At 65.9% G+C, this 26,948-nt stretch carries 24 protein-coding genes, 7 tRNA genes and 1 pseudogene; 8 read left to right on the top strand and 24 right to left on the bottom strand.

Translation table 11 applies throughout. The features are described 5' to 3' along the window. Positions 1-178 precede the first annotated feature (178 nt). The gene (gene aceA, locus RZR99_RS15965; RefSeq protein ID WP_323120738.1) at positions 179-1,486 is read left to right on the top strand and encodes an isocitrate lyase; all 1,308 of its coding nucleotides are present in this window, start codon (positions 179-181) and stop codon (positions 1,484-1,486) included. 226 nt (positions 1,487-1,712) lie between these two features. Here aceA and RZR99_RS15960 read toward each other — a convergent pair whose 3' ends face one another. Both RZR99_RS15960 and RZR99_RS15955 read right to left on the bottom strand, forming a co-directional pair. Continuing rightward, positions 1,713-2,147 (bottom strand): universal stress protein, encoded by a 435-nt coding sequence (locus RZR99_RS15960; RefSeq protein ID WP_323120737.1) that lies wholly within the window; start codon positions 2,145-2,147, stop codon positions 1,713-1,715. 153 nt (positions 2,148-2,300) lie between these two features. After that, positions 2,301-3,203: a LysR family transcriptional regulator gene (locus RZR99_RS15955; RefSeq protein WP_323120781.1), complete on the bottom strand. Its 903-nt coding sequence runs from the start codon at positions 3,201-3,203 to the stop codon at positions 2,301-2,303. A gap of 159 nt (positions 3,204-3,362) precedes the next feature. On the opposite strand from RZR99_RS15955, the gene RZR99_RS15950 reads away from it, so the two are divergent. Next, positions 3,363-4,121: a haloacid dehalogenase type II gene (locus tag RZR99_RS15950; RefSeq protein WP_323120736.1), complete on the top strand. Its 759-nt coding sequence runs from the start codon at positions 3,363-3,365 to the stop codon at positions 4,119-4,121. A 68-nt stretch (positions 4,122-4,189) separates the two neighbouring features. Then, a complete protein-coding gene (aceB, locus tag RZR99_RS15945; RefSeq protein ID WP_323120735.1) occupies positions 4,190-5,782 on the top strand; it encodes a malate synthase A in 1,593 nt (530 codons plus the stop codon). Positions 5,783-5,905: 123 nt separating this feature from the next. Here aceB and RZR99_RS15940 read toward each other — a convergent pair whose 3' ends face one another. After that, positions 5,906-6,313 (bottom strand): gamma-glutamylcyclotransferase family protein, encoded by a 408-nt coding sequence (locus RZR99_RS15940; RefSeq protein WP_323120734.1) that lies wholly within the window; start codon positions 6,311-6,313, stop codon positions 5,906-5,908. Between the two features lie 47 nt (positions 6,314-6,360). Next, complete coding sequence (rraA, locus tag RZR99_RS15935; RefSeq protein ID WP_323120733.1) at positions 6,361-6,855, bottom strand: ribonuclease E activity regulator RraA; 495 nt, start codon at positions 6,853-6,855, stop codon at positions 6,361-6,363. Between the two features lie 119 nt (positions 6,856-6,974). Here rraA and RZR99_RS15930 point away from each other — a divergent pair, with 119 nt between their 5' ends. Continuing rightward, entirely contained in the window at positions 6,975-7,844 is an 870-nt protein-coding gene (locus tag RZR99_RS15930; protein ID WP_323120732.1) for an AraC family transcriptional regulator, read from the top strand. 22 nt (positions 7,845-7,866) lie between these two features. Here the strand turns inward: RZR99_RS15930 and RZR99_RS15925 are convergent, their stop codons facing one another. From RZR99_RS15925 to gltX, 9 genes are all read right to left on the bottom strand, one after another. Next, positions 7,867-8,331: a GNAT family N-acetyltransferase gene (locus RZR99_RS15925; protein ID WP_323120731.1), complete on the bottom strand. Its 465-nt coding sequence runs from the start codon at positions 8,329-8,331 to the stop codon at positions 7,867-7,869. Positions 8,332-8,469: 138 nt separating this feature from the next. Beyond that, positions 8,470-8,546, bottom strand: a tRNA-Asp gene (locus RZR99_RS15920). Between the two features lie 78 nt (positions 8,547-8,624). Continuing rightward, positions 8,625-8,700: transfer RNA gene (locus RZR99_RS15915), tRNA-Glu, on the bottom strand. 63 nt (positions 8,701-8,763) lie between these two features. Further along, positions 8,764-8,840, bottom strand: a tRNA-Asp gene (locus RZR99_RS15910). Positions 8,841-8,918: 78 nt separating this feature from the next. Beyond that, positions 8,919-8,994 (bottom strand) — tRNA-Glu (locus RZR99_RS15905). 63 nt (positions 8,995-9,057) lie between these two features. After that, a tRNA-Asp gene (locus RZR99_RS15900) sits at positions 9,058-9,134 on the bottom strand. A 78-nt stretch (positions 9,135-9,212) separates the two neighbouring features. Beyond that, a tRNA-Glu gene (locus RZR99_RS15895) sits at positions 9,213-9,288 on the bottom strand. A 147-nt stretch (positions 9,289-9,435) separates the two neighbouring features. Then, positions 9,436-9,511: transfer RNA gene (locus RZR99_RS15890), tRNA-Ala, on the bottom strand. A gap of 134 nt (positions 9,512-9,645) precedes the next feature. Next, a complete protein-coding gene (gene gltX, locus RZR99_RS15885; protein WP_323120730.1) occupies positions 9,646-11,052 on the bottom strand; it encodes a glutamate--tRNA ligase in 1,407 nt (468 codons plus the stop codon). Between the two features lie 257 nt (positions 11,053-11,309). Here gltX and RZR99_RS15880 point away from each other — a divergent pair. Both RZR99_RS15880 and RZR99_RS15875 read left to right on the top strand, forming a co-directional pair. Continuing rightward, positions 11,310-11,403 (top strand): annotated as a pseudogene (locus tag RZR99_RS15880) (ion transporter); the annotation flags it as partial. Between the two features lie 355 nt (positions 11,404-11,758). Continuing rightward, positions 11,759-12,757, top strand: coding sequence for a patatin-like phospholipase family protein (locus tag RZR99_RS15875; RefSeq protein WP_407655457.1), 999 nt, complete (start codon positions 11,759-11,761; stop codon positions 12,755-12,757). Between the two features lie 84 nt (positions 12,758-12,841). Here the strand turns inward: RZR99_RS15875 and RZR99_RS15870 are convergent, their stop codons facing one another. The 5 genes from RZR99_RS15870 to RZR99_RS15850 form a co-directional block, all read right to left on the bottom strand. Continuing rightward, complete coding sequence (locus tag RZR99_RS15870) at positions 12,842-13,513, bottom strand: C40 family peptidase (RefSeq protein WP_323120729.1); 672 nt, start codon at positions 13,511-13,513, stop codon at positions 12,842-12,844. A 127-nt stretch (positions 13,514-13,640) separates the two neighbouring features. After that, entirely contained in the window at positions 13,641-15,263 is a 1,623-nt protein-coding gene (locus tag RZR99_RS15865; RefSeq protein ID WP_323120728.1) for an ABC transporter ATP-binding protein, read from the bottom strand. Beyond that, positions 15,260-16,360 carry an ABC transporter permease gene (locus tag RZR99_RS15860; RefSeq protein ID WP_323120727.1) on the bottom strand — a complete coding sequence of 367 codons (1,101 nt, stop codon included), beginning with the start codon at positions 16,358-16,360 and terminating at the stop codon, positions 15,260-15,262. The genes RZR99_RS15865 and RZR99_RS15860 overlap by 4 nt, the downstream gene beginning before the upstream one ends. Position 16,361: 1 nt before the next feature. After that, positions 16,362-17,405: a microcin C ABC transporter permease YejB gene (locus tag RZR99_RS15855; protein ID WP_323120726.1), complete on the bottom strand. Its 1,044-nt coding sequence runs from the start codon at positions 17,403-17,405 to the stop codon at positions 16,362-16,364. 54 nt (positions 17,406-17,459) lie between these two features. Then, complete coding sequence (locus RZR99_RS15850; protein ID WP_323120725.1) at positions 17,460-19,382, bottom strand: extracellular solute-binding protein; 1,923 nt, start codon at positions 19,380-19,382, stop codon at positions 17,460-17,462. A 120-nt stretch (positions 19,383-19,502) separates the two neighbouring features. Here RZR99_RS15850 and fabI point away from each other — a divergent pair, with 120 nt between their 5' ends. After that, positions 19,503-20,294, top strand: coding sequence for an enoyl-ACP reductase FabI (fabI, locus tag RZR99_RS15845; RefSeq protein ID WP_323120724.1), 792 nt, complete (start codon positions 19,503-19,505; stop codon positions 20,292-20,294). Between the two features lie 125 nt (positions 20,295-20,419). Here fabI and RZR99_RS15840 read toward each other — a convergent pair whose 3' ends face one another. The 6 genes from RZR99_RS15840 to RZR99_RS15815 all read right to left on the bottom strand — a co-directional run bounded on the left by RZR99_RS15840 (position 20,420) and on the right by RZR99_RS15815 (position 25,735). Continuing rightward, positions 20,420-20,776: a hypothetical protein gene (locus RZR99_RS15840; protein ID WP_323120723.1), complete on the bottom strand. Its 357-nt coding sequence runs from the start codon at positions 20,774-20,776 to the stop codon at positions 20,420-20,422. 149 nt (positions 20,777-20,925) lie between these two features. Then, complete coding sequence (locus tag RZR99_RS15835) at positions 20,926-21,345, bottom strand: DUF2628 domain-containing protein (protein ID WP_323120722.1); 420 nt, start codon at positions 21,343-21,345, stop codon at positions 20,926-20,928. Between the two features lie 188 nt (positions 21,346-21,533). Continuing rightward, on the bottom strand, positions 21,534-22,415 hold the full coding sequence (locus RZR99_RS15830) for an NAD(P)-dependent oxidoreductase (protein WP_323120721.1): 882 nt from the start codon (positions 22,413-22,415) through the stop codon (positions 21,534-21,536). Between the two features lie 156 nt (positions 22,416-22,571). Further along, the gene (locus RZR99_RS15825; protein WP_323120720.1) at positions 22,572-23,390 is read right to left on the bottom strand and encodes an amidohydrolase family protein; all 819 of its coding nucleotides are present in this window, start codon (positions 23,388-23,390) and stop codon (positions 22,572-22,574) included. Next, positions 23,387-24,394, bottom strand: coding sequence for an NAD(P)-dependent oxidoreductase (locus tag RZR99_RS15820; RefSeq protein ID WP_323120719.1), 1,008 nt, complete (start codon positions 24,392-24,394; stop codon positions 23,387-23,389). The genes RZR99_RS15825 and RZR99_RS15820 overlap by 4 nt, the downstream gene beginning before the upstream one ends. A 429-nt stretch (positions 24,395-24,823) precedes the next feature. After that, on the bottom strand, positions 24,824-25,735 hold the full coding sequence (locus tag RZR99_RS15815; protein WP_323120718.1) for a LysR substrate-binding domain-containing protein: 912 nt from the start codon (positions 25,733-25,735) through the stop codon (positions 24,824-24,826). A 92-nt stretch (positions 25,736-25,827) separates the two neighbouring features. Here RZR99_RS15815 and RZR99_RS15810 point away from each other — a divergent pair, with 92 nt between their 5' ends. Next, on the top strand, positions 25,828-26,757 hold the full coding sequence (locus RZR99_RS15810) for an EamA family transporter (RefSeq protein WP_323120717.1): 930 nt from the start codon (positions 25,828-25,830) through the stop codon (positions 26,755-26,757). The last annotated feature ends 191 nt before the right edge of the window (positions 26,758-26,948 follow it).

Here is a 26,948-nt window from a genome sequence, read left to right as displayed (position 1 = left end):
ATTTTATTTATATAAATTTTTGATCACTTCCTGAGAAAGCCTCTGTTTCGCATTCGGTGATTTGCCTAGACTCTTATACAAGAGTTCACGAAACGAAACGCCTCGGCCACCACCCTGTTTCGTGACCCATGCAGAGTTCGATTCATCTATTCAGGCAACGACCACACAGGAGCACACCATGTCGCGTCAACAACAGGCTCAGGAACTGCAACAACAATGGGACAACGACCCGCGCTGGAAGGGCATCACGCGCAACTACACGGCGGACGACGTGGTGCGCCTGCGCGGCTCGGTGCCCATCGAGCACACGATCGCGAAGCGCGGCGCGGAAAAGCTGTGGAACCTGGTGAACAACGAGCCGTTCGTCAACGCGCTCGGCGCACTGACCGGCAACCAGGCGATGCAGCAGGTGAAGGCCGGCCTGCAGGCGATCTACCTGTCGGGCTGGCAGGTGGCGGGCGACGCCAACGTCGCGGGCGAAATGTACCCGGACCAGTCGCTGTACCCGGCCAACTCGGTGCCGCTCGTGGTGAAGCGCATCAACAACACGCTGACGCGCGCCGACCAGATCCAGTGGTCGGAAGGCAAGAATCAGGGCGATGAAGGCTACGTCGATTTCTTCGCACCGATCGTGGCGGATGCGGAAGCCGGCTTCGGCGGCGTGCTGAACGCATTCGAACTGATGAAGGCGATGATCGAGGCCGGCGCTTCGGGCGTTCACTTCGAAGACCAGCTCGCCTCGGTGAAGAAGTGCGGCCACATGGGCGGCAAGGTGCTCGTGCCGACCCGCGAGAATGTCGCGAAGCTGACCGCCGCGCGTCTCGCAGCCGACGTGTCCGGTACGCCGACCGTGCTGATCGCCCGCACCGACGCCGAAGCGGCCGACCTGATCACGTCCGACATCGACGACAACGACAAGCCGTTCCTGACGGGCGAGCGCACGGTGGAAGGCTTCTACCGCACCAAGCCGGGCCTCGAACAGGCAATCTCGCGCGGTCTCGCCTATGCACCTTACGCCGACCTCATCTGGTGCGAAACCGGCAAGCCGGATCTCGAGTACGCGAAGAAGTTCGCCGAGGCGATCCACAAGCAGTTCCCCGGCAAGCTGCTGTCGTACAACTGCTCGCCGTCGTTCAACTGGAAGAAGAATCTCGACGACGCGACGATCGCGAAATTCCAGAAGGAACTCGGCGCGATGGGCTACAAGTTCCAGTTCATCACGCTCGCGGGCTTCCATGCGCTGAACTACTCGATGTTCAACCTCGCGCACGGCTATGCCCGCACGCAGATGAGCGCGTTCGTCGAACTCCAGCAGGCGGAATTCGCGGCAGCAGACAAGGGCTTCACGGCCGTCAAGCACCAGCGCGAAGTCGGCACCGGCTACTTCGACGCGGTGACGCAGACGGTCGAGCGCGACGCGTCGACCACCGCGCTGCACGGTTCCACCGAAGACGAACAGTTCTTCGACGGCAAGAAAGTCGCCTGACATCCCGGGCGATGCCGGACACCGCTCGCCGCCACAAGCGGCGGCGGGGTCCGCATCACGCATCGATCAGGTGCCATCAGGGAGGAGATCGCCCATTGCGCGCATGGCTCGCCATGCCTGCTCGGGGCGCGCGGCGTCGAGCGACGCCGCCGATAACAACACGCGCGCCGGCACTGCCCGGCGCGCGCCACTTTCGGCCTCGGCCCCGCCGCATTGCGCGCCGCGCCTACCGATAGACGATCACCGGAATTTTCGTATGGGTCAGCACGCGCTGCGTCTCGCTGCCGATCAGCAGACTGCCGAGTCCGCGCCGGCCGTGCGACGCCATGAAGATCACGTCGCAACCGCCCCGCTCCGCCGCCTCGATGATGCCGAGGTAAGGCGACGGGTGCACGCTCGTACAGCTCTCGCACGCCACGCCCGCGCGCCGCGCGGCCGCTTCGACCTCGTCGAGATGCAGCCGCGCCTCGCGTTCGCTGCGCTCGCGGAAATCCGAGGGCGGCTCGATCACCACCTCGGAAAACGGGGAATACGGATATTGCGGCAGGCACGCATAGGCGGTCACGCGCGCACCGACGGTCTGGGCGAGATCGATCGCGCCGTCGATCGCCTTCCTCGACAGATCGGACCCGTCGGTCGGGACCAGGATGTGCTTGAACATGGCAGCCTCCGTCGGCGGCAGCAGCACGCCCTCGCGGCAACGGCGCGCACCGCGCCGCCACGACGGACGCTGCCTAGCTTGATTGTAGTGCGCGAAACTCCCGCGCCGGGGCCGCTAGAGGGTTCGCCCTCATATCGGAAGCCACTACCTGACTCAACCCCAATAGCCGGGCCGCTCGTAGGTGTGCTTCAGGAAATCGAGGAACAGCCGCACCCGCAAGGGCAAGTGGCGACGCTGCGGAAATACCGCGTGAATGCCGATGGGCGGCGCCGCGAACGCGTCGAGCACGCTGACGAGGCGACCCGCCGCGATATCGGCGCCCACTTCCCACCACGAGCGCCACGCGAGCCCGTGGCCGTCGAGACACCACTCGTGCAGCACGGCGCCGTCCGAGCACTCCATCATGCCGGCGACGCGGATCGATACGACCTTGCCGCCGTCCTGGAATGCCCAGCCGCGCTGCTGGTTCGCGTTGGCGGCAAGCGCGAGGCAGTTGTGGCGCACCAGTTCGTCGAGTGCGACGGGCGTGCCGGCCCGCGCCAGATAGGCAGGCGAACCGACGCACACGCGGCGGTTCTCGCCGAGCTTGAGCGACACGAGCGACGAATCGGGCAACTCGCCCAGCCGCACCGCGCAATCGAAGCTCTCGTTCACGAGATCGACCATCCGGTCGGACAGGTCGAGCGTGACCGACACGTCCGGGTGCGCGGCCGTAAAGGCCGGCACGAGCGGCGCGACGTGTCGGCGCCCGAAGCCGGCGGGCGCCGACACCCGCAAATGGCCGCTCGCCTTGACCCCGCCCGCCGACACGCTCGCCTCGGCGTTCTGCATGTCATGGATGATCCGCTGGCAATCCTCGAGGAACGCCGAGCCCTCGAAGGTCAGCGTGAGCTTGCGGGTGGTGCGCACCAGCAGCTTGACGCCGAGGCGCTCCTCGAGCGCGTCGAGACGGCGCCCGATGATGGCCGGCGCGACGCCCTCCGCGTGCGCGGCGGCCGACAGGCTGCCTTTCGCGGCGACGGCGGCAAAAGTCTCGATTTGCTTGAAACGGTCCATGGAGAGCATGAACGGTATACGCCGTTCGATAAGAGGTCGGGCAGAACGCCCAAGATTAGGTAGATGAAAGTAAAAGATCAAGTGATGATTAGAGTCTTTTTTATCGCAAGCAATCACTAATACAATGTTGCTCAACCCCTGATCACGGAGTGCAGCACGATGTCGACGCCCCCCGCACTCTCTCCGAAGGCCATCCTGTTCGATGCTTACGGCACACTGTTCGACGTGCACGCCGTCGTGGCCGCCGCGGAACAGATGTTCCCCGGCCACGGCGAACGGCTTTCCCAGCTGTGGCGGCGCAAGCAGATCGAGTACACCCAGCTGCGCACGCTCGCCGATCCGGCCGGCGCGCACTACCGGCCGTTCTGGGACATCACGCTCGACGCGCTGCGCTTTGCCGCCCGTTCGCTCGGCCTCGCGCTCGCGGCTACGTCGGAAAAACGCCTGATGGACGAGTACGCGTGCCTGTCGACCTATCCCGACACCGTGCCGATCCTGCGCAAGCTGCGCACGCTGAAGGCGCAGCCGGGACTCGCGATCCTGTCGAACGGCGATCCGAAGATGCTCGACATCGCGGTCAAGAGCGCCGGCATGAGCGGTCTGTTCGACCATGTGCTGTCGGTCGACGCGGTACGCGCGTACAAGCCGTCGGCGGCCGCCTACACGCTCGGCACCGCCGCCTTCGGCGCCGCGCCGCGCGACATCGTGTTCGTGTCGTCGAACGGCTGGGATGCCGCGGGTGCCGGCTGGTTCGGCTACACGACGTTCTGGCTCAACCGCACCGGTACGCCGTTCGAGGAACTCGACGCACCGCCCGACGGCACCGGCGCCGGCATGGCCGACCTGTTCGCTTTCCTCACCGCCCCGGCTCCCGCCGGCAGATCCGCAGGCCGTACGCGCCCCAGCCCGGGCGCCTGAGGCCGGCGACGCTGCCGAATTTTCCACCCCTCATCGCAAACCGCAACTGACCGACCAAGGAGAGACACATGACCACTACGCTGAAGCTGCCGCAAGGCATGGCGATCACCGGCGACATCCAGCCCGGTTACGAGGCGATCCTCACGCCCGATGCACTCGAGCTCGTCGCGCGGCTGCACCGCGCATTCGAGCCGCGCCGCCAGGCGCTGCTGAAGGCGCGCGCCGAACGCACGCAGCGCCTCGACGCGGGCGAGCGCCCCGACTTCCTCGCCGACACGAAGACGATCCGCGAGAGCGATTGGAAGGTCGCGCCGCTGCCGGCCGACCTGCAATGCCGCCGGGTCGAAATCACGGGTCCGGTCGAGCGCAAGATGATCATCAACGCGCTGAATTCAGGCGCGGATTCGTATATGACGGACTTCGAGGATTCGAACGCGCCGAACTGGACCAATCAGATCGACGGCCAGATCAATCTGCGCGACGCGGTGCGCCGCACGATCTCGCTCGAACAGAACGGCAAGTCGTACCAGCTGAACGACAAGATCGCGACGCTGATCGTGCGTCCGCGCGGCTGGCACCTCGACGAGAAGCACGTGACGGTCGACGGCCAGCGCGTGTCCGGCGGCATCTTCGACTTCGCGCTGTACCTGTTCCACAACGCGAAGGAACTGCTCGCGCGCGGCTCGGGCCCGTACTTCTACCTGCCGAAGATGGAAAGCCATCTCGAAGCCCGCCTGTGGAACGATATCTTCGTCGCCGCGCAGGAAGGCGTCGGCGTGCCGCGCGGTACGATCCGCGCGACGGTGCTCATCGAGACCATCCTCGCCGCATTCGAAATGGATGAAATTCTGTACGAACTGCGCGAGCACAGCTCGGGCCTCAACGCGGGCCGCTGGGACTATATCTTCTCGGCGATCAAGAAGTTCAAGAACGACCGCGATTTCTGTCTCGCCGACCGCGCGAAAATCACGATGACGGTGCCGTTCATGCGTGCGTACGCGCTGCTGCTGCTCAAGACCTGCCACCGCCGCAACGCGCCGGCGATCGGCGGCATGAGCGCGTTGATCCCGATCAAGAACGATCCGGAAGCGAACGACAAGGCGATGGCCGGCGTGCGCTCGGACAAGGCGCGCGACGCCACGGACGGCTATGACGGCGGCTGGGTCGCGCACCCGGGCCTCGTGCCGCTCGCGATGGACGAGTTCGTCAAGGTGCTGGGCGACAAGCCGAACCAGATCGGCAAGCAGCGCGACGACGTGCAGATCGAGGGCAGGAATCTCCTCGACTTCCAGCCCGAAGCGCCGATCACCGAAGCGGGCCTGCGCAACAACATCAACGTCGGCATCCATTACCTCGGCTCGTGGCTCGCGGGCAACGGCTGCGTGCCGATCCACAACCTGATGGAAGACGCGGCGACCGCCGAGATCTCGCGCTCGCAGGTGTGGCAATGGATCCGCTCGTCGAAGGGCACCCTCGAGGACGGCCGCAAGGTCACCGCGGATCTCGTGCGCGAGTATGCAAAGGTCGAACTCGACAACGTGAAGAAGGTCGTCGCGGGCGACACGCAGCCCTACGATCGCGCGGCCGCGATCTTCGAACAGATGTCGACGTCGGAACAGTTCACCGAGTTCCTGACGCTGCCGCTCTACGAGGAGATCTGACCGACGCCGCGCCGGTCGAGCAGCGATTGATCCGCTGCCCGGCCGGACTGCGCGGCGGGCTCGTCCCGACAAAAAGGCGCCGCACGGCGCCTTTTTGTCGCGTGCCGGGTACGCCGTCCCGCGTTACGTCCGTTCGCGCCGGTATTGCACCCAGTCGCCCGACGCAATGCGCGGCTGGTCCGTCACCGCGTGTTCCGCCACCGGGTAGAACAGGCAATCGTAACGACGGCCGCCCAGTTGCACCGGGGCCTCGTGCGATGTGAACAGTCCAGCCCGGCCCGGATAGACGTGCTCGATTTCATCGAGCACCGGCACCAATTGCTCGTCGATCGCGTAGACATCGCCCCAGACCAGATCCTGGCCGTCGTGCGCCGCGATCATGCCCGGATAGCTGCCGAAGTCGTACAACAGGCCCGTCACCGCCGCCGCACCAATCAGTTGCGGCGCCGCCAGACCGTGGCGTGCGGCCGCCTGGCCGATATCGTTGACCTCTCCCGCTCGCAAGGTTCCGTAGACAAATACGTGGCGCATGGCATCCCCTTCCTGGTCGCTCGCTGAGGATTCGGTGATCCGCCGCATCAGGCGAGCGGCGTGTCGCTGACGAGCACACCGTCGAGATCCGCGTAGATCCAGTTGCCCGGTGCGATGCGTGTACCGAGCACGGTCACCGGCACGTCGCTGACGCCGGCACCGCGCTTGTCGCTCTTGCGCGGATGCGCGGCCAGCGCGACCACGCCAAGGTTGCACACGCTCAGCTCCTGCGTGTCGCGCACGCAGCCGTACACGACGATGCCCGCCCAGCGGTTCTTTTCGGCAAGCACGCCGAGATTGCCGCCCACCAGCGCGCAGCGCGTGCTGCCGCCGCCGTCGACCACCAATACTCGCCCAGCGCCGTCCTGCTCGAGCGCCGCGCGCACCAGCGTGTTGTCCTCGAACAGCTTGAGCGTGGCAGCGGGACCGCTGAAGCGCGCTTCGCGTCCGAACGAGCGGAACACGGGATCGAGCACGCGCAGCGTGCCGGCGGCAAGCCGGTCCTCATGCGCATCGCAGAGGTCGGTGGTGGCAAAGGTCATGTCGTCGTCTCCAGACTGATCGATCGGGTCACGGCATTATCGGCCGAAAAAATCCCGCTGCGGCGCACCCGCGCGACCCCCTACAATAAGGCACGCCCGCCGCACCGCATCGATCGCCCATGAGTCCGTCCGTTCCCGTTTCGCCGCCGCCAGAATCCGACACCGTCGATATTCCGCCCGAATTCGCGCCGACTCCCGCCCATCCGATGCGCGTACGGGCCAGGGCGGTGGCCGCCGGCGTCCGCATCCCGCTGCATACCCACGCGTGGGCGCAGATGGCGTATGCGTCGCGTGGCGTGCTGCGGATCGCGACCGTCGGCACGACGTGGATGGTCCCGCCCTCGCGCGCGATCTGGGTGCCGCCGCATATCACCCATGAAGTCGTGATCGTCGAGGATGCCTATCTGCGCACGCTCTACATCGACGAATCGGCGGTGCCGGAAGGACTCGATGCATGCCGCGTCGTGGAGGTCTCGGGGCTGCTGCGGGAGTTGATCGTCGCGCTGGAAGCTCAACCGTCCAACCGCACTCGCGAAACGCTGCTGTACTCGCTCGTGCTCGACGAACTGACGCAGGCCGAACCGCTGCCGCTTGCCGTGCCGATGCCCAGCGAGAAGCGGCTGCGCGCGCTGTGCGAAGCGGTCCTCGCCCAACCGGCGCAGACGGAATCGCTCGAGCATTGGGCCGCAGGGGTCGGCGCCAGTACGCGAACGATCGCGCGGCTGTTCAAACAGGAGCTGGGGGTCAGTTTTTCGCAGTGGCGTCAGCAGGCGCTGCTTGCGCGCGCGATTCCGTTGCTCAATCAGGGCCGACCGTTGTCGCACATCGCGCGGGAATTGGGCTATCAAAGCCAGAGTGCGTTTTCCGCGATGTTCCGACGCGCATTCGGCGCAAGCCCGCGTGCGTTCATGCTGCGCGGTTCCGAACATGACGCGGGGGATGACGCAGCGGCCGAGATGCCGGAAGCCGCCCGCGGTGCCCGGCGCTAGCTGAACATCCCGGGAAGTCCCGCTAGACGGGTCGCGCCATGTGCCGAATCGCACCGAGCTGCGCGAGCCTCGGCCCTGCCGGCCGGTAGCCCATCCGCAAATACAGCCGGGCGGCCGGATTGTCGACGAACACCCGCAGCTGCGTCTCGCGCAACCCGCGCACCTTTGCCCAGCGATGCGACATGTCGAGCAAATGGGTACCCGCGCCTTGCTGCCGGTACCCTTGCGCAACCTGTACGTCGCGAACGTGCAGCGAATCCCCCTCCTCGGTGATCCTCAGAAGACCGATCCGTTCGCCGTCCAGCTCGAGAATGAAATTCTCCGAATCGCACCAACTGGCGAAAAACAGATCCGCGCGCCACAGCAGGCCATGGCGCTGGTAGTACGCACCCATGTTGCGATGCGTCAGCGCCTCGGCGAACTCGAAATCGCCCAGCTCGGCGGGACGCAGCAGGTAGAGCAGACGGACATCGGTCGGATCGAGCATGGCGTGGGAGCAAATGACGCGTCATCGCCACGATAGCGCAGCCGAGCGAGGATGCAATGCCGATTTGCACGAATAGTACGGCGGCCGGGCCGGAAAACAAAAAGCCCGTTCAGGCATTCCTGAACGGGCTTCCATTTTTGGCGGAGCGGACGGGACTCGAACCCGCGACCCCCGGCGTGACAGGCCGGTATTCTAACCAACTGAACTACCGCTCCAATCTTTCATCGTGACCCGCTGGCGTTGGTGACGACCCTGCAGGCTTGCTTCGCTTCTACTGAAACGCCGCTGATGTCTGGCGTCCCCTAGGGGATTCGAACCCCTGTACTCACCGTGAAAGGGTGATGTCCTAGGCCTCTAGACGAAGGGGACAACGTACTGCTTACACCTTTAACGCAAAAGCCCGTTCACATGCAGCCTGAACGGGCTTCGATTTGGCGGAGCGGACGGGACTCGAACCCGCGACCCCCGGCGTGACAGGCCGGTATTCTAACCAACTGAACTACCGCTCCAGTTTTGCATCGTGACCCGCAGGCGTTGGTTACGCTCCTGCAGGCCCGCTTCGCTTCTATTGAAACGCCGCTGATGTCTGGCGTCCCCTAGGGGATTCGAACCCCTGTACTCACCGTGAAAGGGTGATGTCCTAGGCCTCTAGACGAAGGGGACAACGTACTGCTTACACCTTTAACGCAAAAGCCCGTTCACATGCAGCCTGAACGGGCTTCGATTTGGCGGAGCGGACGGGACTCGAACCCGCGACCCCCGGCGTGACAGGCCGGTATTCTAACCAACTGAACTACCGCTCCAGTTTTGCATCGTGACCCGCAGGCGTTGGTTACGCTCCTGCAGGCCCGCTTCGCTTCTATTGAAACGCCGCTGATGTCTGGCGTCCCCTAGGGGATTCGAACCCCTGTACTCACCGTGAAAGGGTGATGTCCTAGGCCTCTAGACGAAGGGGACAAAATCTTTGCAGATTTGTCTTACTGCGTTGTTTCTGCCTTTAACTTTCGTCAACAGCAGAGAACGAAATTCTAACTTCTTTCATCTCGTTTGTGAAGCATTTTCTGTCACATCCTGCTTCGCAAACCGTACCGCATTCTGCTCTGATGGTGGAGGTAAGCGGGATCGAACCGCTGACCTCTTGCATGCCATGCAAGCGCTCTCCCAGCTGAGCTATACCCCCTTGCAGAACAGAAGCGAGATTGTAGGTTCTGATTCGAGGTTTGTAAATACCCTATTTGTCATTCCGGCAAAAATTTTGCATCGCCGAGCGCAGGCGGTGCGACAAGACCACGCAATGCGTGGCCGCAGGTCCGTTCAACGCGCGGATTCGAGACGCGATACGACCGCGTCACGCCCGAACAGCATCAGCACCGCGTCGATCGACGGCGTATGCGTGGTGCCCGCGACGAGCAGGCGCACCGGCATCGCGAGCTGCGGCATCTTCAGCCCATGCGCGGCGAGCGTCGCCTTCAGTGCGGCGGCAATGCCCTCCTTCGTCCATTCGCAGCCCTTCAGTGCCGTGGCCAGTTCGGCCAGCGCGGGACGCACCGCGTCCGTCACATGCTGGGCGAGCGCGTCCTTTTCGGGCGCAGGTATGCGGTAGAACATCGCCGCGCCATCGGCGATCTCCTTGATTGTCGATGCGCGATCCTTCATCAGGCCGATCACGCCCGGCAGATCCGCGCCGCCCGCGATCGTCGCCGCGTCGATCCCGATCGCGGACAGAAACGGCAGCGCCAGTTCGGCGAGCCGCGCGTTGTCCGCCTGCTTGATGTAGTGATTGTTGAGCCAGTTGAGCTTGCTGTGATCGTATTGCGCCGGCGACTTGCCGAGATGCTCGAGGTCGAACCATTCGACGAACTGCTCACGCGAGAAGACTTCCGCGTCGCCATGCGACCAGCCGAGCCGCGCGAGATAGTTGAGCACCGCCTCCGGCAGGTAGCCCCCATCGCGATACCCCATCACGCTCATCGCGCCGTGACGCTTGCTCATTTTCTCGCCCTGCTCGTTGAGCACGGTCGGCAGGTGCGCATACACCGGCACTTCGCCGCCCAGCGCACGCAGGATGTTGATCTGACGCGGCGTGTTGTTCACGTGGTCGTCGCCGCGGATCACGTGCGTGATCCCCATGTCGAGGTCGTCGACCACGACGCAGAAGTTGTAGGTCGGCGTGCCGTCCGGGCGCGCGATCACCAGATCGTCAAGCTCCTCGTTCGAGATCTCGATCCGGCCTTTCACCGCGTCGTCCCACTCGACCGCCCCCGTCAGCGGATTACGGAAGCGCAGCACGGGCTGCACGCCCGCCGGCGGCTCGGGCAGCGTCTTGCCCGGCTCCGGACGCCAGGTGCCGTCGTAACGCGGCTTCTCGCCCGCCTCGCGCTGGCGCTCGCGCAACGCGTCCAGTTCCTCGGTCGACATGTAGCACGGGTAGACAAGCCCCTTCTCCAGCATCTGGGCCAGCACCTCGCGATAGCGATCCATCCGCTGCATCTGGTAGAACGGACCTTCGTCGAAATCCAGGTCCAGCCACTTCATGCCCTCGAGGATCGCGTCCACCGACTCGCTCGTCGAACGCTCGACGTCGGTGTCCTCGATCCGCAGCACGAATGCGCCCTTCGTCTTGCGGGCGAATGCCCACGGATAAAGCGCGGAACGAAGATTGCCCAGGTGGATGAAGCCCGTGGGGCTCGGCGCGAAACGGGTGCGTACAGGACGGGTCATAGACGGTAACTCGGTGGCCCTTCGCAGGGCGGGAAATAAAACAGCGCGGGAATCGCGGGCGGTGCGCGGGTGCGCCGGCCGGCTTTCAAGCGCGGCGGGCCCGGAACGGAAAGGGGGAAATTATACTCGTCGTTCGGTCGGGCGTTCGAGCTCGCCCAGTGGGGAGGTCGTTGTCTCGGGCTTCGCTTCTCGGCATCTTCCTCTTCGGCATCTTCCTCTTCAGGGGACTTGATCGCCTTGGTCGGCATTTGACTGACTTGTCGGTCTATCAGCGTCGCCCCTCCCCGGGGCAGGGGTCACTTTTCTTTGTCTTGCCAAAGAAAAGTAACCAAAAGAAAGGCGCTTTCTCGATCCAAGCTTCAGGTGCCCTCATCACACTCATTGGCCCAGCGCCTAAGTGTCCACCACGTTCAGAACGCGGATAGGCGCGCGCAGGCACCGTGACATCGCACCACAGAACGAAGTGGTATGCCCCCACTCCGCTCCATCCTCGCCACGCTCGGACGTCTGGTCCACCCCCCTACCCCACGTCACCACTCCAGTTTCCATACGCCCCTGCTCGGCTATCCGGCGTTCAGCCGGCAGCCGGCAGCCGGCAGCCGGCAGCCGGCAGCCGGTCGGACAAGATTCGTCTCATCCGGGTTTCGCGCGCATCGCGCCGCTTGCTTTATGATGTGCCCGCCGCAGCCGTCCGCCGGCGTCGCGCATGGCCGCGCGAATCCGTTGCGCGTGCCGGCCGTTGAATTGGCGCGTATCGCGCCGCGTAGCCGGAGATCCCCCGATGTCGTCCCCTCGCCTGTCCCGCCGCACCTTTTCGATCGCCTGCGCATCGGCAACACTCGCCGCCTGCACATCGCTCGGCAGCAAAACCCCCACGGACAACACCGCAGCCACCCCGCCGCAACCACGCACCAAACCGCTACGGATCGGCATCGCGCTCGGCGGCGGCGCCGCACGCGGCTTCGCACACATCGGCGTACTGAAAGCGCTCGAGGCTCGCAATATCCCGATCGAAATCGTCAGCGGAACCAGCGCGGGCTCAGTGGTCGGCGCGCTCTACGCATCCGGCATGAACGCGCTGCAGATCAACAAGCTCGCCCTGTCGATGGACGAAACGTCGATCAGCGACTGGGCCACACCGTTCCGATCGCGCGGCCTGCTGCAAGGCGTCGCCCTCCAGAACTTCCTCAACAAGACGCTCGGCAACCGGCCGATCGAGAAAATGGCCAAGCCGCTCGGCATCGTCGCCACCGACCTGAACAGCGGCCAAGCCATCCTGTTCCAACGCGGCAACACCGGGCTCGCAGTACGCGCATCGTGCAGCGTGCCGTCGATCTTCGAACCGGTGAAGATCGGCGAGCGCGAATACGTGGACGGCGGCCTCGTCAGCCCGGTCCCCGCCTCGTTCGCCCGCAAGATGGGCGCCGACTTCGTGATCGCCGTCGACATCTCCGCCCGCCCCGAAGGCGGCCCCACCCAGAATCCGATCGAGATGCTGCTGCAAACCTTCACGATCATGGGCCAGACGATCAAGACCTACGAACTCGACAAATACGCCGACGTCGTGATCCGGCCGAACCTCGCGGCCATGGGCGGCAGCGACTTCAACCAGCGCAACACCGCAATCCTCGCCGGCGAGGAAGCCGTGGCACGCATCATGCCGGAACTGCAGCGCAAGCTGACCGCCGCCCGCACGGCCGCCTGAGTCCCCAGGGCGGACCCCGCAAAAACAAAAACCCCGCATCCTGAAGGAGGCGGGGTTTCGATCCTGCGAAGAACGGCGGTCGGCTTAGTTGTTGCCGTTGCCGATCGTCGCGCTCACGCGCTGACGCAATTCATCAGGCTTCGTCGTGAACTGCGTCTCGATGCGACGCGCGCCCGTGAAGCGCTTTTCCCAGTAGCTGCTGTCCAGATCGTCCACGCGGATCGTGCTGCCCGTCGACGGGGAATGCACGAACTTGTTGTCGCCGATGTAAATACCGACATGCGAGAACGTACGGCGCATCGTGTTGAAGAACACGAGATCGCCCGGCTTCAGCTCGCTCATCCGGACCTTTTCACCGACGCGGCTCATTTCCTCCGCGCGGCGCGGCAGCGACATGCCGAGCGTGTCCTGGAACACATAGCGGACGAACCCGCTGCAATCCAGCCCCGAATCCGGTGAATTGCCGCCCCAGCGATAACGCACGCCAATCATGTTCAGCGCGCCGACCACCACGTCACCCGCCTTGCCGGCCATACCGGACAGGAATGACTTCGCACCCCCCTCATTCGAGGACGATGCAGTGGTTTGGACGTTCTGGGGGGAGGAATTCGACCCGGATTGAGTCGAAAATGCGGCATTCTGGCTAAAACCGCTGACTTCGTCGGCGAACACGCCGGGAGCTGCAGCGATCAGGACGCCAATAAACATCCCGGCGACGACGCGCGTGCAAGCCTGGGTTAGATATCGGTGCTGCATTGGGTCGATGACTTGTGCCTAAAAATCAGCTGATTGGCGGAAAATTTCGGTCGATACTAGCCACGAAGTATTTGTTTGTCAAAATAAATTGAAATTTTCAATCAAGATACGCACTCCATTGGGGCATTTACGCTCGCCAGACAGCTTTCAGCAGCTTTCGAGTGTAAGGATGTGTCGGTTCCGTGAAGATTTGCGTCACCTCCCCCGTTTCGACAATGATCCCGCCCTGCATCACCGCGACCCGGTGCGCCATCGCGCCGATCACCTCCAGGTCGTGACTGATGAAGACGTAGCCCAGGTTGTATTTCTGCTGCAGTCCCGCGAGTAGTTTCAGCACCTGCTGCTGGATCGACACGTCGAGCGCGCTGGTCGGCTCGTCGAGGATCAGCACGCGCGGCTCGAGCACCAGCGAACGGGCGATCGCGATGCGCTGCCGCTGTCCGCCCGAAAACTCGTGCGGATAACGCTGCAGCACCGTGCGATCGAGGCCGACCTCACGCAGCACCGCGATCACCTTGTCGCGGCGCGCGTCGGCGGACAGCTCCGGGCGATGCAGCGCGAGCCCTTCCGCGACGATCCGCTCGATCGTCAGCCGCGGCGAAAGCGAACTGAACGGATCCTGAAAGACGACCTGCATCGTCGAGCGCAATGCGGCTTGTTCGCGGCCGCGATAGCTCGCGAGCGCCCGTCCCTGGAACTCGATCTCGCCCTCCGCGGCTTTCTGCAGACCGAGCAGCGCCATCGCAAGTGTCGACTTGCCGGAACCCGACTCGCCGACGATGCCGAGCGTCTCGCCCTGCCGCACCGACACGCTCACCGCCTCCACCGCGGTGAAGTGCCCGGAACGGAACCAGCCGGCCAGCCCCGGCAGTTTCTGCCTGAACCGCACGGTTACCCCGCGCGCCTCGAGCACGACGGGCGCGATCGGCAGCACGGGCATCACCGTGCGCTGCGGGCGGCTGTGCAGCAGCCGCTGGGTATACGGATGCTCGGGCGCCGCGAAAATCCGCTCGACCGGCCCGCTCTCGACGAGCCGGCCCTTCTCCATCACCGCGACACGCTCGGCAAAGCGCCGCACCAGATTCAGGTCGTGCGTGATCAGCAGGATCGCCATCCCGCGCTGCTCCGCCTCGACACGCTGCAGCTCGAGCAGCAACTCGACGATCTGCGCGCGGATCGTGACATCGAGCGCCGTGGTCGGCTCGTCCGCCAGCAGCAGCCGCGGACGGCACGCCAGCGCCATCGCGATCATCGCGCGCTGCCGCTGGCCGCCGGACAACTGGTGCGGATAGCTGTCGATGCGCCGGCCGGGCTCCGCGATGCCGGTGCGATCGAGCAGCGCGATCGCGCGCCGGCGCGCCTCGGCCCGGGTCACGCCGTCGTGCTGCTCAATCGTCTCGCCGATCTGCTCGCCGATCGTGTACAGCGGATTGAGCGCCGTCATCGGCTCCTGGAAGATCATCGCGATGTCGGCGCCGCGCAGCCCTCGCATCTGCCGCTCGCTCTTGTCCGCGAGATCCTCGCCGGCGAAGCGGATCGTGCCGCTCACCTCGGCGTCGCGCACCAGCCGCAGGATCGACAGCGCGGTGACGCTCTTTCCCGAACCCGACTCGCCGACAAGCGCGACGCGCTCCCCACGGCCGATCGAGAGCGACACGCCATCGACCACCAGCGCGTCGCCGAAGCGCACGCTGAGATCCTCGAGCGACAGCAGCGGCACGTCCGCGCCGTCCGGATACAGGTCGGTCATCGGCCGCCTCCCGCCGCCCGCGTCGTATCCGCGATGCGAGTGTCGAGCGCGTTGCGCAGCGCATCGCCCATGAACGTCAGCAGCAGCAGCGTGCCGACCAGCACGCAGAACGTCGCGAGCGAGATCCACCACGCATCGAGGTTGCCCTTGCCCTGCGCCAGCAGCTCGCCGAGGCTCGGAGTCGGCGGCGGCACGCCGAGCCCGAGGAAATCGAGGCTCGTCAGCGCGAGGACCGCGCCGCTCATCCGGAACGGCAGGAACGTGATCACGGGCGTCAGGCTGTTCGGCAGCACATGCCGCCAGATGATCTGCCAGTTGGACAGTCCCATCGCCCGCGCCGCACGCACGTAGTCCTGGCTCCGGTTGCGCAGGAATTCGGCGCGCACGTAGTCGGACAGCCCGATCCAGCCGAACAGCGACAGCAGCACGATCAGCAGCAGGAAGCTCGGCTCGAAGATCGACGCGAAGATGATCAGCAGGTACAGCTCCGGCATCGAACTCCAGATCTCGATGAGCCGCTGTCCGACGATATCGATACGCCCGCCGAAGAAACCCTGCACGGCGCCCGTCGCGATCCCGATCAGCGTCCCGATGAAGGTGAGGATCAGCGCGAATTCGACCGATACGCGAAATCCGTAGACCAGCCGGGCGAGCAGATCGCGCCCTTGCGCGTCGGTGCCGAGCCAGTTCGCGCGCGACGGCGGCGCCGGGTTCGGGCTGGTCGAGAAATAATTGAGCGTGTCGTAGTAGTAGCGATTCGGCGGATACAGCACGAAGTTGCCGGGCGCCGCGAGCTTGCGCTGCACGTACGGGTCCAGATAGTCGGCCGGCGTCGGGAAATCGCCGCCGAACATCGTTTCCGGATAGTCCGCGAGCACCGGGAAATAATAGTGGCCGTCGTAGCGCACCACGAGCGGCTTGTCGTTCGACCAAAGCGGCGCGGCAAGGCTCGCGGCGAACGCGATCAAGAAGACCACGAGGCTCCAGTAGCCGAGGCGCTGTTGCCTGAAACGCAGCCAGACGCGCCGGGCGGGCGACGGCGACAGCCGCGCGCGGGCGGCGTCCATGCGTGCGGAAGAGACGGCGGCTCGGCTCAAATCAGCGCTCCAGGTGTTCGAATTGAATGCGCGGGTCGACCCACACGTAGCAGAGATCGGAGATCAGCTTGGTCGCGAGTCCGATCAGCGTGAACAGATACAGCGTGCCGAGCACGACCGGATAATCGCGGCGCACCACCGACTCGTAGGACAGCAGCCCAAGCCCGTCGAGCGAGAACAGCGTCTCGATCAGCAGGCTCCCGGTGAAGAACGCGCCGATGAACGCGGCCGGAAAACCGACGATCAGCGGCAGCAGCGCGTTGCGGAACACGTGCTTCCACAGCACGCGGCGCTCGGACAGCCCTTTCGCCCGGGCGGTCAGCACGTACTGCTTGCGGATCTCGTCCAGAAACGCATTCTTGGTCAGCATCGTAATCACGGCGAAGCTGCCCACCACCGACGCGATGATCGGCAGCGCGATGTGCCACAGGTAGTCGGTCAGCTTGCCGAGCAGGCTCAGTTGCGCGAAGTTGTCCGACGTGAGCCCGCGCAGCGGAAAGATCTGCCAGAACGATCCGCCGCCGAACAGCACGAGCAGCAGCACGCCGAGCACGAAGCCGGGAATCGCGTAGCCGACCAGCACGATCAGGCTCGTCGCGAGATCGAAGGTCGAGCCGTTGCGCACCGCCTTCGCAATGCCGAGCGGCACCGAGATCAGATAAGTGAGCAGGAATGTCCAGACGCCGATGCTGATCGATACCGGCAGCTTCGACACCACGAGCGACCACACGCTCTGATGATGAAAATAGCTCTGGCCGAGATCGAAGCGCGCGAAGCGCTTGAGCATCAGCCCGTAGCGTTCGAGCGGCGGCTTGTCGAAGCCGTAGAGCGCCTTCAACTGCGCCAGCTGCTGCGCATCGACGCCGGAATAGCTGCGCATGCCGAGCGGCGCGCCGCCCTGCAGCGACGCGCCCTTGCGCAATTCCTGCGCCGCCTGCTCGACCGGCCCGCCGGGCACGAACTGGATCACGACGAACGTGACCGTCAGCACGCCGAGCAGCGTCGGAATCATCAGCAGCAGGCGTTTGAGGATGTAGCTCCACATAGGCGTCTTCGGCGGTAGTCGAGCGGGGCTCGGTTGAGTGCGGTCGGGCCCGGATCACGGGGCGGGTTTCATCCACCAGGTCGACACGATCCAGCCTTCGGCCAGATAGTACAGCGGCAGCGTGGCCGGATAGCCCAGCGTGCGCTTGAACGCCACGCGGTGCTTCGTGCTGAACCACTGCGGAATCGCGTAGTAGCCGTGCATCAGCACGCGATCGAGCGCATGGGTCGCATCGAGCAGCTGCTCGCGCGTCTGCGCCTGGATCAGCGCTTTCAGGATCGCGTCGATCGCGGGCGACTTCAGGCCGATCAGATTGTTCGAGCCCGGCTGGTCCGCGTAGCGGCTGTCGAACTGCAGCGCCTGCTCGGAGCCCGGCACCTGCACCGCGCTGTAGACGATCGACGTCATATCGTAGTCGAATGCGTCGAGCCGTTTCTGCAGCAGCGCGAAATCGGCGACGCGCAGCCGCGCGACGATGCCGAGCTTCGCGAGATTGCGCGCATACGCATTGACGACGGCCTCCATCGTCGACCCCGCACCCGCGCCGGAATCGTCGAGGATATCGAACACGAACGGCTCGCCCTTCGCATTGCGCAGCGCGCCGTCGCGGTAGGTCCAGCCGGCCTGCGCGAGCAGCGCGCGCGCCTGCAGCAGGTTCGCGCGCAGCGAGCCGGGCGGATCGGTGTCCGGCTGCACCGTCATCGGCCCGAACACGGCCGGATCGAGCTGCGCGCGCAGCGGATTCAACAGCGCAAGCTCACCCTCGCTCGGCATGCCGGTCGCCTGCAGGTCGGTATCCGCGAAATAGCTGTTGAGGCGCGTGTAGCCGCCGTAGAACAGCTGCCGGTTCAGCCATTCGAAATCGAACGCGAGATCGAGCGCCTTGCGTACCCGCACGTCCTGGAACTTCGGCCGACGCAGGTTGATCAGGAAGCCCTGCATCCCCGAACCGTTGTGCTGGCGGAATTCGCGCTTGACCAGCTCGCCCGTGTCGAAGCCCTTGCCGACATCGCGCCGGACCCAGTTACGCGCGATGTACTCGACCATCACGTCGTACTCGCCCGCCTTGAACCCTTCGAGGCGGGCGACCGGATCGCCGTACAGCTTGTAGACGATCCGGTCGAAGTTGTTGGTGCCGACCCGCACCGGCAGCGCCGCGCCCCAGTAGGCCGGGCTGCGCTTGTATGAAATCGTGCGGCCGCCGTCGTATTGCTCGATCACGTACGGCCCGCTGCCGATCGGCTCCTGAAACGCGAGCTGGTCGAACGGCACATGCGTGCCGTCCGGCTTGAGCCCCCACTTGCGCGAGAACACCGGGATGCCCCCCGCGATCAGCGGCAGTTCGCGGTCGCGACGGCTGAACTCGAAGCGCACGGTCGCCGGATCGACCGCCACCACCCGCGCGATGGCGGCCAGGTAGGCCGGATACTGCGGCGCCGCCTGCGGGCTCTTCAGCGTGTCGAACGAATACCGGACGTCCGCCGCCGTGACCGGATCGCCGTTCGAGAAGCGTGCTTTCGGATTCAGATGGAACGTCGCCGACAGGCCGTCGGGCGCGATCCGGATGTCGTCGGCCAGCAGCCCGTACGCGCTCGCGGGCTCGTCGCTGCTGCCGGTCGTCAGGCTCTCGAACAGGAAATCGAGGCCGGGCGCCGGGTTGCCGCGCATCGTGAACGGGTTGAACTTGTCGAACGACGTAAGCCGGTTCGGATTGGCCAGCACCAGCGTGCCGCCCTTGGGCGCATCCGGGTTCACGTAATCGAAATGCTTGAAACCGGGCGGGTATTTCGGCTCGCCGTATTGCGCGATCGCATAGACGGCGTGCGCGGGCTGCGCGGCCGACAGCGCGAGCACGAGGCCGCCCGCCGCAGCGCAGGCGATGCGGCGGGCGAAGTGGCGCAGCGCGCCCGCGGTTCGTGGCGATGCCGCTCGGCGCGGCGGGCGCGGCCACGGAGCCGCGGGCGAACCAGTCGTCATAAGGGCCTTGTCGGTCGGTTGGGAATCGCAATGTGAGAGAATTCTACCCACTCAAAACCGATCACAGCCATCCGCCGCCCGCCGAAGCACGCGGGCGCGCGCGCTTCAATAGGAGAATTCATGGGCTTCCTCGCCGGTAAACGCATTCTGCTGACGGGCGTCTTGTCGAACCGCTCGATCGCCTACGGCATCGCGAAAGCATGCAGGCGCGAAGGCGCCGAACTCGCCTTCACCTACGTCGGCGACCGTTTCAAGGATCGCATCACCGAGTTCGCCGCCGAATTCGACAGCACGCTGGTGTTCCCTTGCGACGTCGCCGACGACGCGCAGATCGACGCGCTGTTCGTGTCGCTCCGGCAACACTGGGACAGCCTCGACGGCCTCGTGCACTCGATCGGCTTCGCGCCGCGCGAAGCGATCGCGGGCGACTTCCTCGACGGCCTGTCGCGCGAGAACTTCCGCATCGCGCACGACATCTCCGCGTACAGCTTCCCCGCGCTCGCGAAGGCCGCGCTGCCGATGCTGTCGAACGACGCCGCCCTGCTGACGCTGTCCTATCTCGGCGCCGAAAAGGCGATTCCGAACTACAACACGATGGGTGTCGCGAAGGCCGCGCTCGAGGCGAGCGTGCGCTACCTCGCCGTGTCGCTCGGCGCGAAAGGCATCCGCGTGAACGGCATCTCGGCGGGCCCGATCAAGACGCTCGCGGCGAGCGGCATCAAGGGCTTCGGCAAGATCCTGGAATTCGTCGAGCACAATGCGCCGCTCAAGCGCAACGTGACGATCGATCAGGTCGGCAATGCCGGCGCGTTCCTGCTGTCCGATCTCGCGAGCGGTGTGACGGCCGAGATCATGCACGTGGACAGCGGTTTCAGCGCGGTGGTCGGTGGCATGGCCGGGCTGGAAGAGTAAGCCCGCGGCCGCATCCGGCGCATCAAAAAAACCGCCCGGATGCCGGGCGGTTTTTCATTGGGCGCGGGACATGCGGCCGGTGTTCGATACGCGCGGCCGTGCCGCGCGGCGCCGGCCGGATGCGCTCAATGACGCCAGCCGTTGTGGCCGTTGTTCCAGCCGGGGCCGCCGTGGTTCCAGCCGCCGCGGCCGGGCGGGTGACGGCGATACCATTCGTCGCGGCCCCAGTAGCGGCGCCCGTCCCAGTAGCGATCGCCATGCCAGCCGATCACGATCGCGGGCGCCGCATACACCGGCGCCGGCTGATACACGACGGGCGGCGGCGCATAGACGGGCGGCGGTGCATACACCGGCGCGGGAGCGACATATACCGGCGCGGGCACGCCGAGATTGATGCCGACGCTGACGCCTGCCATCGCGGCACCGGATACGAGCAACGCGGCCATGCCGGTCACGAGCGAGGCAACACGCAAGGTTTTCATGGACTCCCCTTCTGGTTGATTCGTTGGTGATTCGACTATAGCGGCAACCCGGCGCTGCGCATATTTCCACTTTGTAAGAACTGATGCGCCGCATCGCAACCGAAACGAATGGCCCACTTTTCGTAACATTCGGGCGGTCCGGCACCGCATCACATCAAGCGCATCCCCTCGAACGGGTTCCAGCCGTTGCTTCCCTGCGTCTCTTTCAGGTAATACGCGTAATTCGCGCAGATGCCGAACAGCAGCGAACAGGCGACGCTCAGGCCGGTATCGATGCCCAGCGGGACATCGATACCGGTCGTCATCATGAACAGACCTTCAGCCACATTGACCGCGAGCACCAGCGCGCCGAGCGCGAGCCCCTTGCGCCAGAGTCCGAGCGCGAAGTAATAGAACGGCCCGAACAGCATGCCCAGGCCGTTGAGTCCGATCAGCATCCGTTTGCCGAACGGCAGCGCCTTGAAAGCGACGCGATAGCCGGCCGACGACGGCGCGCCGTGCGCGTCGAAGAAAGCGAAACGCTCGCGCCACTTCGGCGTCAGGTCGGCGGTCTCCCGCTTGTCCGTCATGTTGGGTTCCTGTTCGATGCGGCGGGATCGCACCCGCGTGCGGCCGCCGCCGGCGCGACGCGTAACGTACCCGCCGATTCTGACGCCGGGATGTCGCTTGCCGGGATTTTCTTCGTTTGCGTTCGGCGAACGGGATGGCCGGGATTCATTCCCGGCACGCCGCCGGGCCGCCGGCCCTTCGCCCGGCACTACGTCCGGCCGGCGTCGGTCCGCGCCTCGATCGCGCGCACGACCGCCACCATGTCGGCCTGGCCGTGTCCGAGCGCCACCGTTTCGCCGTACAGCGCGTGGCACACGTCGAGCAGCGGCGACGCCACCCCCGACGCGCGCGCCGCCTCCGCGACCAGACGATTGTTCTTGAAAACGTCGGCAATCGACGCCTGCACGTCGAAATCGCGTTCGACGAGCTTGAGCGCCTTTCCGCGCGACACCGCGCTTGCCATCGGCCCCGCATCGAGCACCGCCAGGAACTGCTTCATGTCGAGGCCGTGCTGGTCGGCGAAATGCGCCGACTCGGCCAGGCCGGTCACCATCGTGATCAGGAACAGGTTGACGGCCAGCTTCATCAGCAGCGCCGACGGCACCGGACCGCACACGATCGCCTCATGGCACATCGGCTTGAGAAACGGCCGGACTTCGTCCACCGCGTCGGGGTCGCCCGCCAGCATCGCGACCAGTTGCCCCGCCTCGGCGGGTTTGCGGGAGCCGGACACGGGCGCTTCCACATAGGTGCCGCCCGCCGCGCGGATATCCGCCTCGAGGCCGCGCGAATAATCGGCGGACGTCGTGCCCATGTGGACGACCGTATGTCCGTCGACCAGCGGCGCGAACCCGGGCGTGCCGCGGCCGAGCACCGCATCGATCGCCGCGTCGCTCGCCAGCATCAGGATCACGATGCGGGTTCGCGCGAAAACGTCGGCTGGGCTCTCCGCGATGCGGGCGCCCGCGTCGCGCAGGTGTTCGCTCTTGTCGCGCGAGCGGTTCCAGACCACCAGCGGCGTGCCCGAATACGCCAGGTTGAGTGCCATCGGGCACCCCATCACGCCCAGACCGATGAAGCCGATTTCCATGTCTCCCCACCTCCCGAATGACAGCGCCGTCGAACCCGTCGACGCAGCTGACGCCAGCCGCGGGCGCCGGTTGCGACACTTTACTCTTTGTTCCCGCGCGGCGCGGGGGAGGACACCGAAGGCCGTCCGGCCGCGCCGGCGCGGCAACCGGCGGCGTTACCAGCCGTACAGTTCGGCGGGATTGTCGACGAGGATCCGGCGGCGCTGGCGCGCGTCCGGCACCCAATGCGTCAACGCGTCCAGCAGCGCTGGATCGTCGGGCGGCGTATCGGTTCCGACATGCGGCCAGTTGCTGCCCCAGAGCATGCGCGCGGGCGCCGCGCGCGCGGCCTCCCGCGCCAGCTCGCCGACATCGGGCCAGTCGGGCGGCCCGCACCGCGATACCTCGTACGGGCTGGACAACTTGAGCCAGCAGCGCCCGCCGTTCAGCAGCCGCAGCAAGGACCGGAACGCCGGATGGGTGGGCGGCACCGGTTCGAGAAACTTGCCGATGTGATCGATCACCAGCGGGCACGGCAACTGCCGGAGCATTGCTTCGTGCTCCGGCAGCGTCCGCCCGTCGAGCTGGATCTGCAGATGCCAGCCCAGTTCGGCGATGCGCGACGCCACCGCCGGCACCGCGTCCCAGCCCATCAGCAGCCGCTCGCCGAGCAAATGCAGACGGGCACCGCGCACGCCGGCCGCATGCAGCCGGATCAATTCCGCGCGGGGCGTTTCGGGGCCGACGATCGCGACGCCGCGCGCGCTGTCGCCGAAGGCCGCCAACGCATGTTCGAGGACATGGTGGTCGAAGGTGTAGGCATTGGCCTGCACGACCACCGTGCGGGCCGTGCCGAGTCGCGCCTGCACCTTGCGATAGGCGGCGACGGTCGCCCATGGAAACACCCGGCCGAGCCGGTGCGCATCCGGGCCGTGCGCCGGGTCGTAGACGTGAATCGCGCAATCGCAGGCGCCCGCCGGCAGCGGCTCGCTCATGCGGGCGCTCCCGGTAGCACCGCGCGACGCGTCCACGATGCGGCATTCGCCGCCCCATCCGGCACGTCGCCGCGCAGGATGGCGGCGGTTTGCCTGACCGCTTCATGCGCCTGATAGGCGCTCGCCTGCGGCGTCAGGCCGCCGATATGCGGCGCGGCGATCACCTGCGGCAACGCCGCGAGGCCCAGCGCCGGCCGCTGGTCGCTGTCGCGACCGACATCGAGCGCCGCGCCCGCGATCCGGTTCCGGACCAGCGCGGCGTGAAGCGCATCGTCGTCGACCAGTTCGCCGCGCGACGCGTTGATGAAATACGCATCGGGACGCATCCGAGCGAATGCGTCGGCGTTCATCAGCCGTTCGGTCTGCGGCGTCGCGGGCGCGACGCATACGACGAAATCGGCCTGTTCCAGCAGCGCGGCAAACGACACGGCCTCCTCGGGCGGCGCAGGCGTTTGGTACGGATCGTGAATCAGCACGCGCATGCCGAACGCCAGGCCCAGGCGAGCCAGATAGCGGCCGATGTGTCCGTAGCCGATGATGCCGAGCGTCGCGCCCGCCAACTGGCGGCCCATGCGCGGCGTCGGCCGTTCGTTGCGGTGATAGGCCTGCGCGCACGCGCCGAAACCGCGCCCGAGGTCGACCATGAAGCCGACGATCAGCTCCGCCACCGCGGCAACGAAGCCCGGCCCGGCGTGCGTGACCAGCACGCCGGCCGCCGACGCGGCGGCGACGTCGATGTTGCGGATGTCCATCGCGACGCGCACCACCGCGACGAGTTCGGGCAGCGCGTCGAACACGGCCGCGGGCACCGGCGTGTTGCGGTCGGCGACGATCACGCGAGCGCGCTGCGCGGCCGCGATCAGCGCGGCGGCATCGAACGCTTCGTCACCGGGATTGGTGGCGAGCGGCCCGAGGTTGGCAAGCTCCGTCTCCGCCTGCTCGCCGAAGAAGTGCCGGCGCATCGTGATGGCATGGGTCAACAGGATCGGGGAACGGGTTGGCATCGATCGGATCGGCTCACAAGGATAGGCGGGCGGCGACGCATATGCGTTGCGCAGAGCGGTGCGGGCCGCCTCGGGCGGAGAGTCGGATCGGGATTCCGGAAGAAACAACCGGAGCCCTGTTGCCCGAGGTCCGGGCCATTCACGAACCTGCAGCGCTGACCGCACACCCTATGTCATATGACGACAGACTATAAATCACGTAATCAGCATGCGATAGAGGGATTACCCTCGCCCGATTACCACTGACCGAAGTCGCAGCCTGACGCTTTCGATGCACCTCTCATGCATTGAATACGGCCGTGGAGGCCCGATGCGACGATATCTCAGCTGATTGATATCTGATACGACGACAGATAACATTACCATACGGTCGTATTCGGCTTCCGCCGCCGCCTCGCGATTCCGGCCGCCCCGCTGTCACGAACCGGATCACGCATGCGCTGTGGCGTCGCGCATCGCGATATCCGCCGAACCGAGCCTGAGTTCGTGGAACAGGTATGTCTGCAAAGCCTGCACGGCCGATGCGCAGCCCGCGAGATCGCCATGGCTGAACAGCCCGAATTCGGCGAACGGCGGCACCGGCAAGCCCACGGACGCCGGTTCGAGCACCCGCATCGAATCGCTGCGGATGTTGCGCTCCAGCAGGATCGCGACGCCCAGCCCGGCTTCGACGGCCGACTGCATCGCCGACAGGCTCGTGCTGGTGCAGACCACCCGCCAGGCAATCCCCGCCTGCCTCAGGCCGGCAAGCCACCGGTCCTGCCACAGGCAGGTGCCGCCGAATGCGACGAGCGGCAGCGGGCCGCGATTCGGGTCGTGTTCAAAAGTCGGCCCCGCCGCCCAATGCAGCGGATGGCGCCACGCCGCGATCGGCGTCGCGGCAACGAGCCCCGGATCGCCGATGATGAGATCGAGTGCCCGGTTCGCGAGCGCTTGCGACAACGCAGGGCTGGCCGCCACGACGATTTCGAGCGCGACGTCCGGGAACGCCGCGGCGAAGCGCCGCAACGCGTGCGGCAGGTGGCCGACGGCGATGTCCTCGAGCACGCCGAGCCGCACCGTCCCGGACACCTGCCCGGCATCCAGCGCAGCGCGCGCCGCGATCCCGATGCCGAGCATCTTCTGCGCGTACGGCAGCAGCATGCCGCCCGCGGCCGTCAGCTTGACGCCTCGCGACGAACGGTCCAGCAAGCGCCGGCCCAACTCCTCCTCCAGCCTGCGCAGCGCCATGCTGACCGCCGCCTGGGTCCGGTGCAGCACGTCGGCCGCTTCGCTGATGCTGCCGGTTTCGGCAACGACCAGGAAAGTACGCAGCAAGCTGCTGTCGAGATCTCGGACCATAAGATTTGTTGATGCCCGCATAAAAAAAACGAGCTTATACCAGGTCGAAACGAGCCGTTAGCATTCCTGCTGGCCGATCAGGGGATGCCGGAATGAATGATGACGTGTGCGCAGTGAAAGCCGATCGGATCGCGGCCGCGTCGCCGTCCGACCGCCCGGCGGAATATCCCGCGCGAGACGCGCATGCGGATCGCGCGGCCGCATGGGCCGCCCCGCTGCTCGCGATCGGCTCGATGTGCAGCATCCAGCTCGGCGCGGCGCTGTCGCAGCCGGTGATGGAGGCCTACGGCATATTCAGCACGACCTGGCTGCGGCTTTGCTTCGCCGCGCTGGTGCTGGCGGCGATCGTGCGGCCGCCGCTGCGCACTTATACGCGAGCGCAATGGATGTCGGCGATTGCGCTCGGCGGCGCGATGGCCATGATGACGCTGTGCTTCTTCGCGGCGCTGCGGCATGTGCCGCTCGGGCTGGCGGTCGCGATCGATTTCATGGGTCCGCTGGCGGTCGCCGCGTTCGGCGTGCGCAAACCGTCGATGCTGGTCTGGCCGGTGCTGGCCGCGGCGGGCGTCGTGCTGCTCGCGCGTCAGGACGGCATGTGGGTTGCGTCGCCCGACCTGCTGATGCTGCCGGCCGGCGCGGCACTGGGGTGGGCCGCCTATATCGTGCTGATGAAGCGGGTGGGTAAGCAGTTCAAGGGGCTGCAGGGCTTGTCGATGTCGCTGATCGCCGCCGCGCTGGTCGCTACGCCGTTCGGGATCATGCAAAGCGGCGGACATATTCCGCGCGGGCAATGGGTATCGGTCGCCTATCTTGCGGTGCTGGTACCGCTGTTGCCCTATGTGCTCGAATTGACCGCGCTGCGGCGAATGAAGGCTTCCGCGTTCGGGATGCTGATGAGCGCTGAGCCGGCGATCGCCGCGGGCATCGGGTTTGCGGTGCTGGGGCAGGCGCTGTCGGGGATGCAGATTGTCGGCGTGATGTTGGTGGTGGGAGCAAGCGTGGCGGCGGTCAGGCAGGGGTGAGGACGCCGGCAAATAGCCGGCCCGGTCGCACGATTAAGCCGTGACATGCCGCGTCTCTATCCACGCCAACCGGGCACCCGCGGCAAGCTCGGATTCACCGAAGCATCGCGTAAAGGCATCCGTCATCTCGTGTGTACGGCGGGTTGAAGGACTGAGCCATCGGACAGACTCGCCGAAAACAACCGCCCGTC

The organism is Burkholderia alba (genome assembly GCF_034721475.1).
Taxonomy (GTDB): domain Bacteria; phylum Pseudomonadota; class Gammaproteobacteria; order Burkholderiales; family Burkholderiaceae; genus Burkholderia; species Burkholderia alba.
This window is presented reverse-complemented; position numbering and strand designations above follow the sequence as displayed.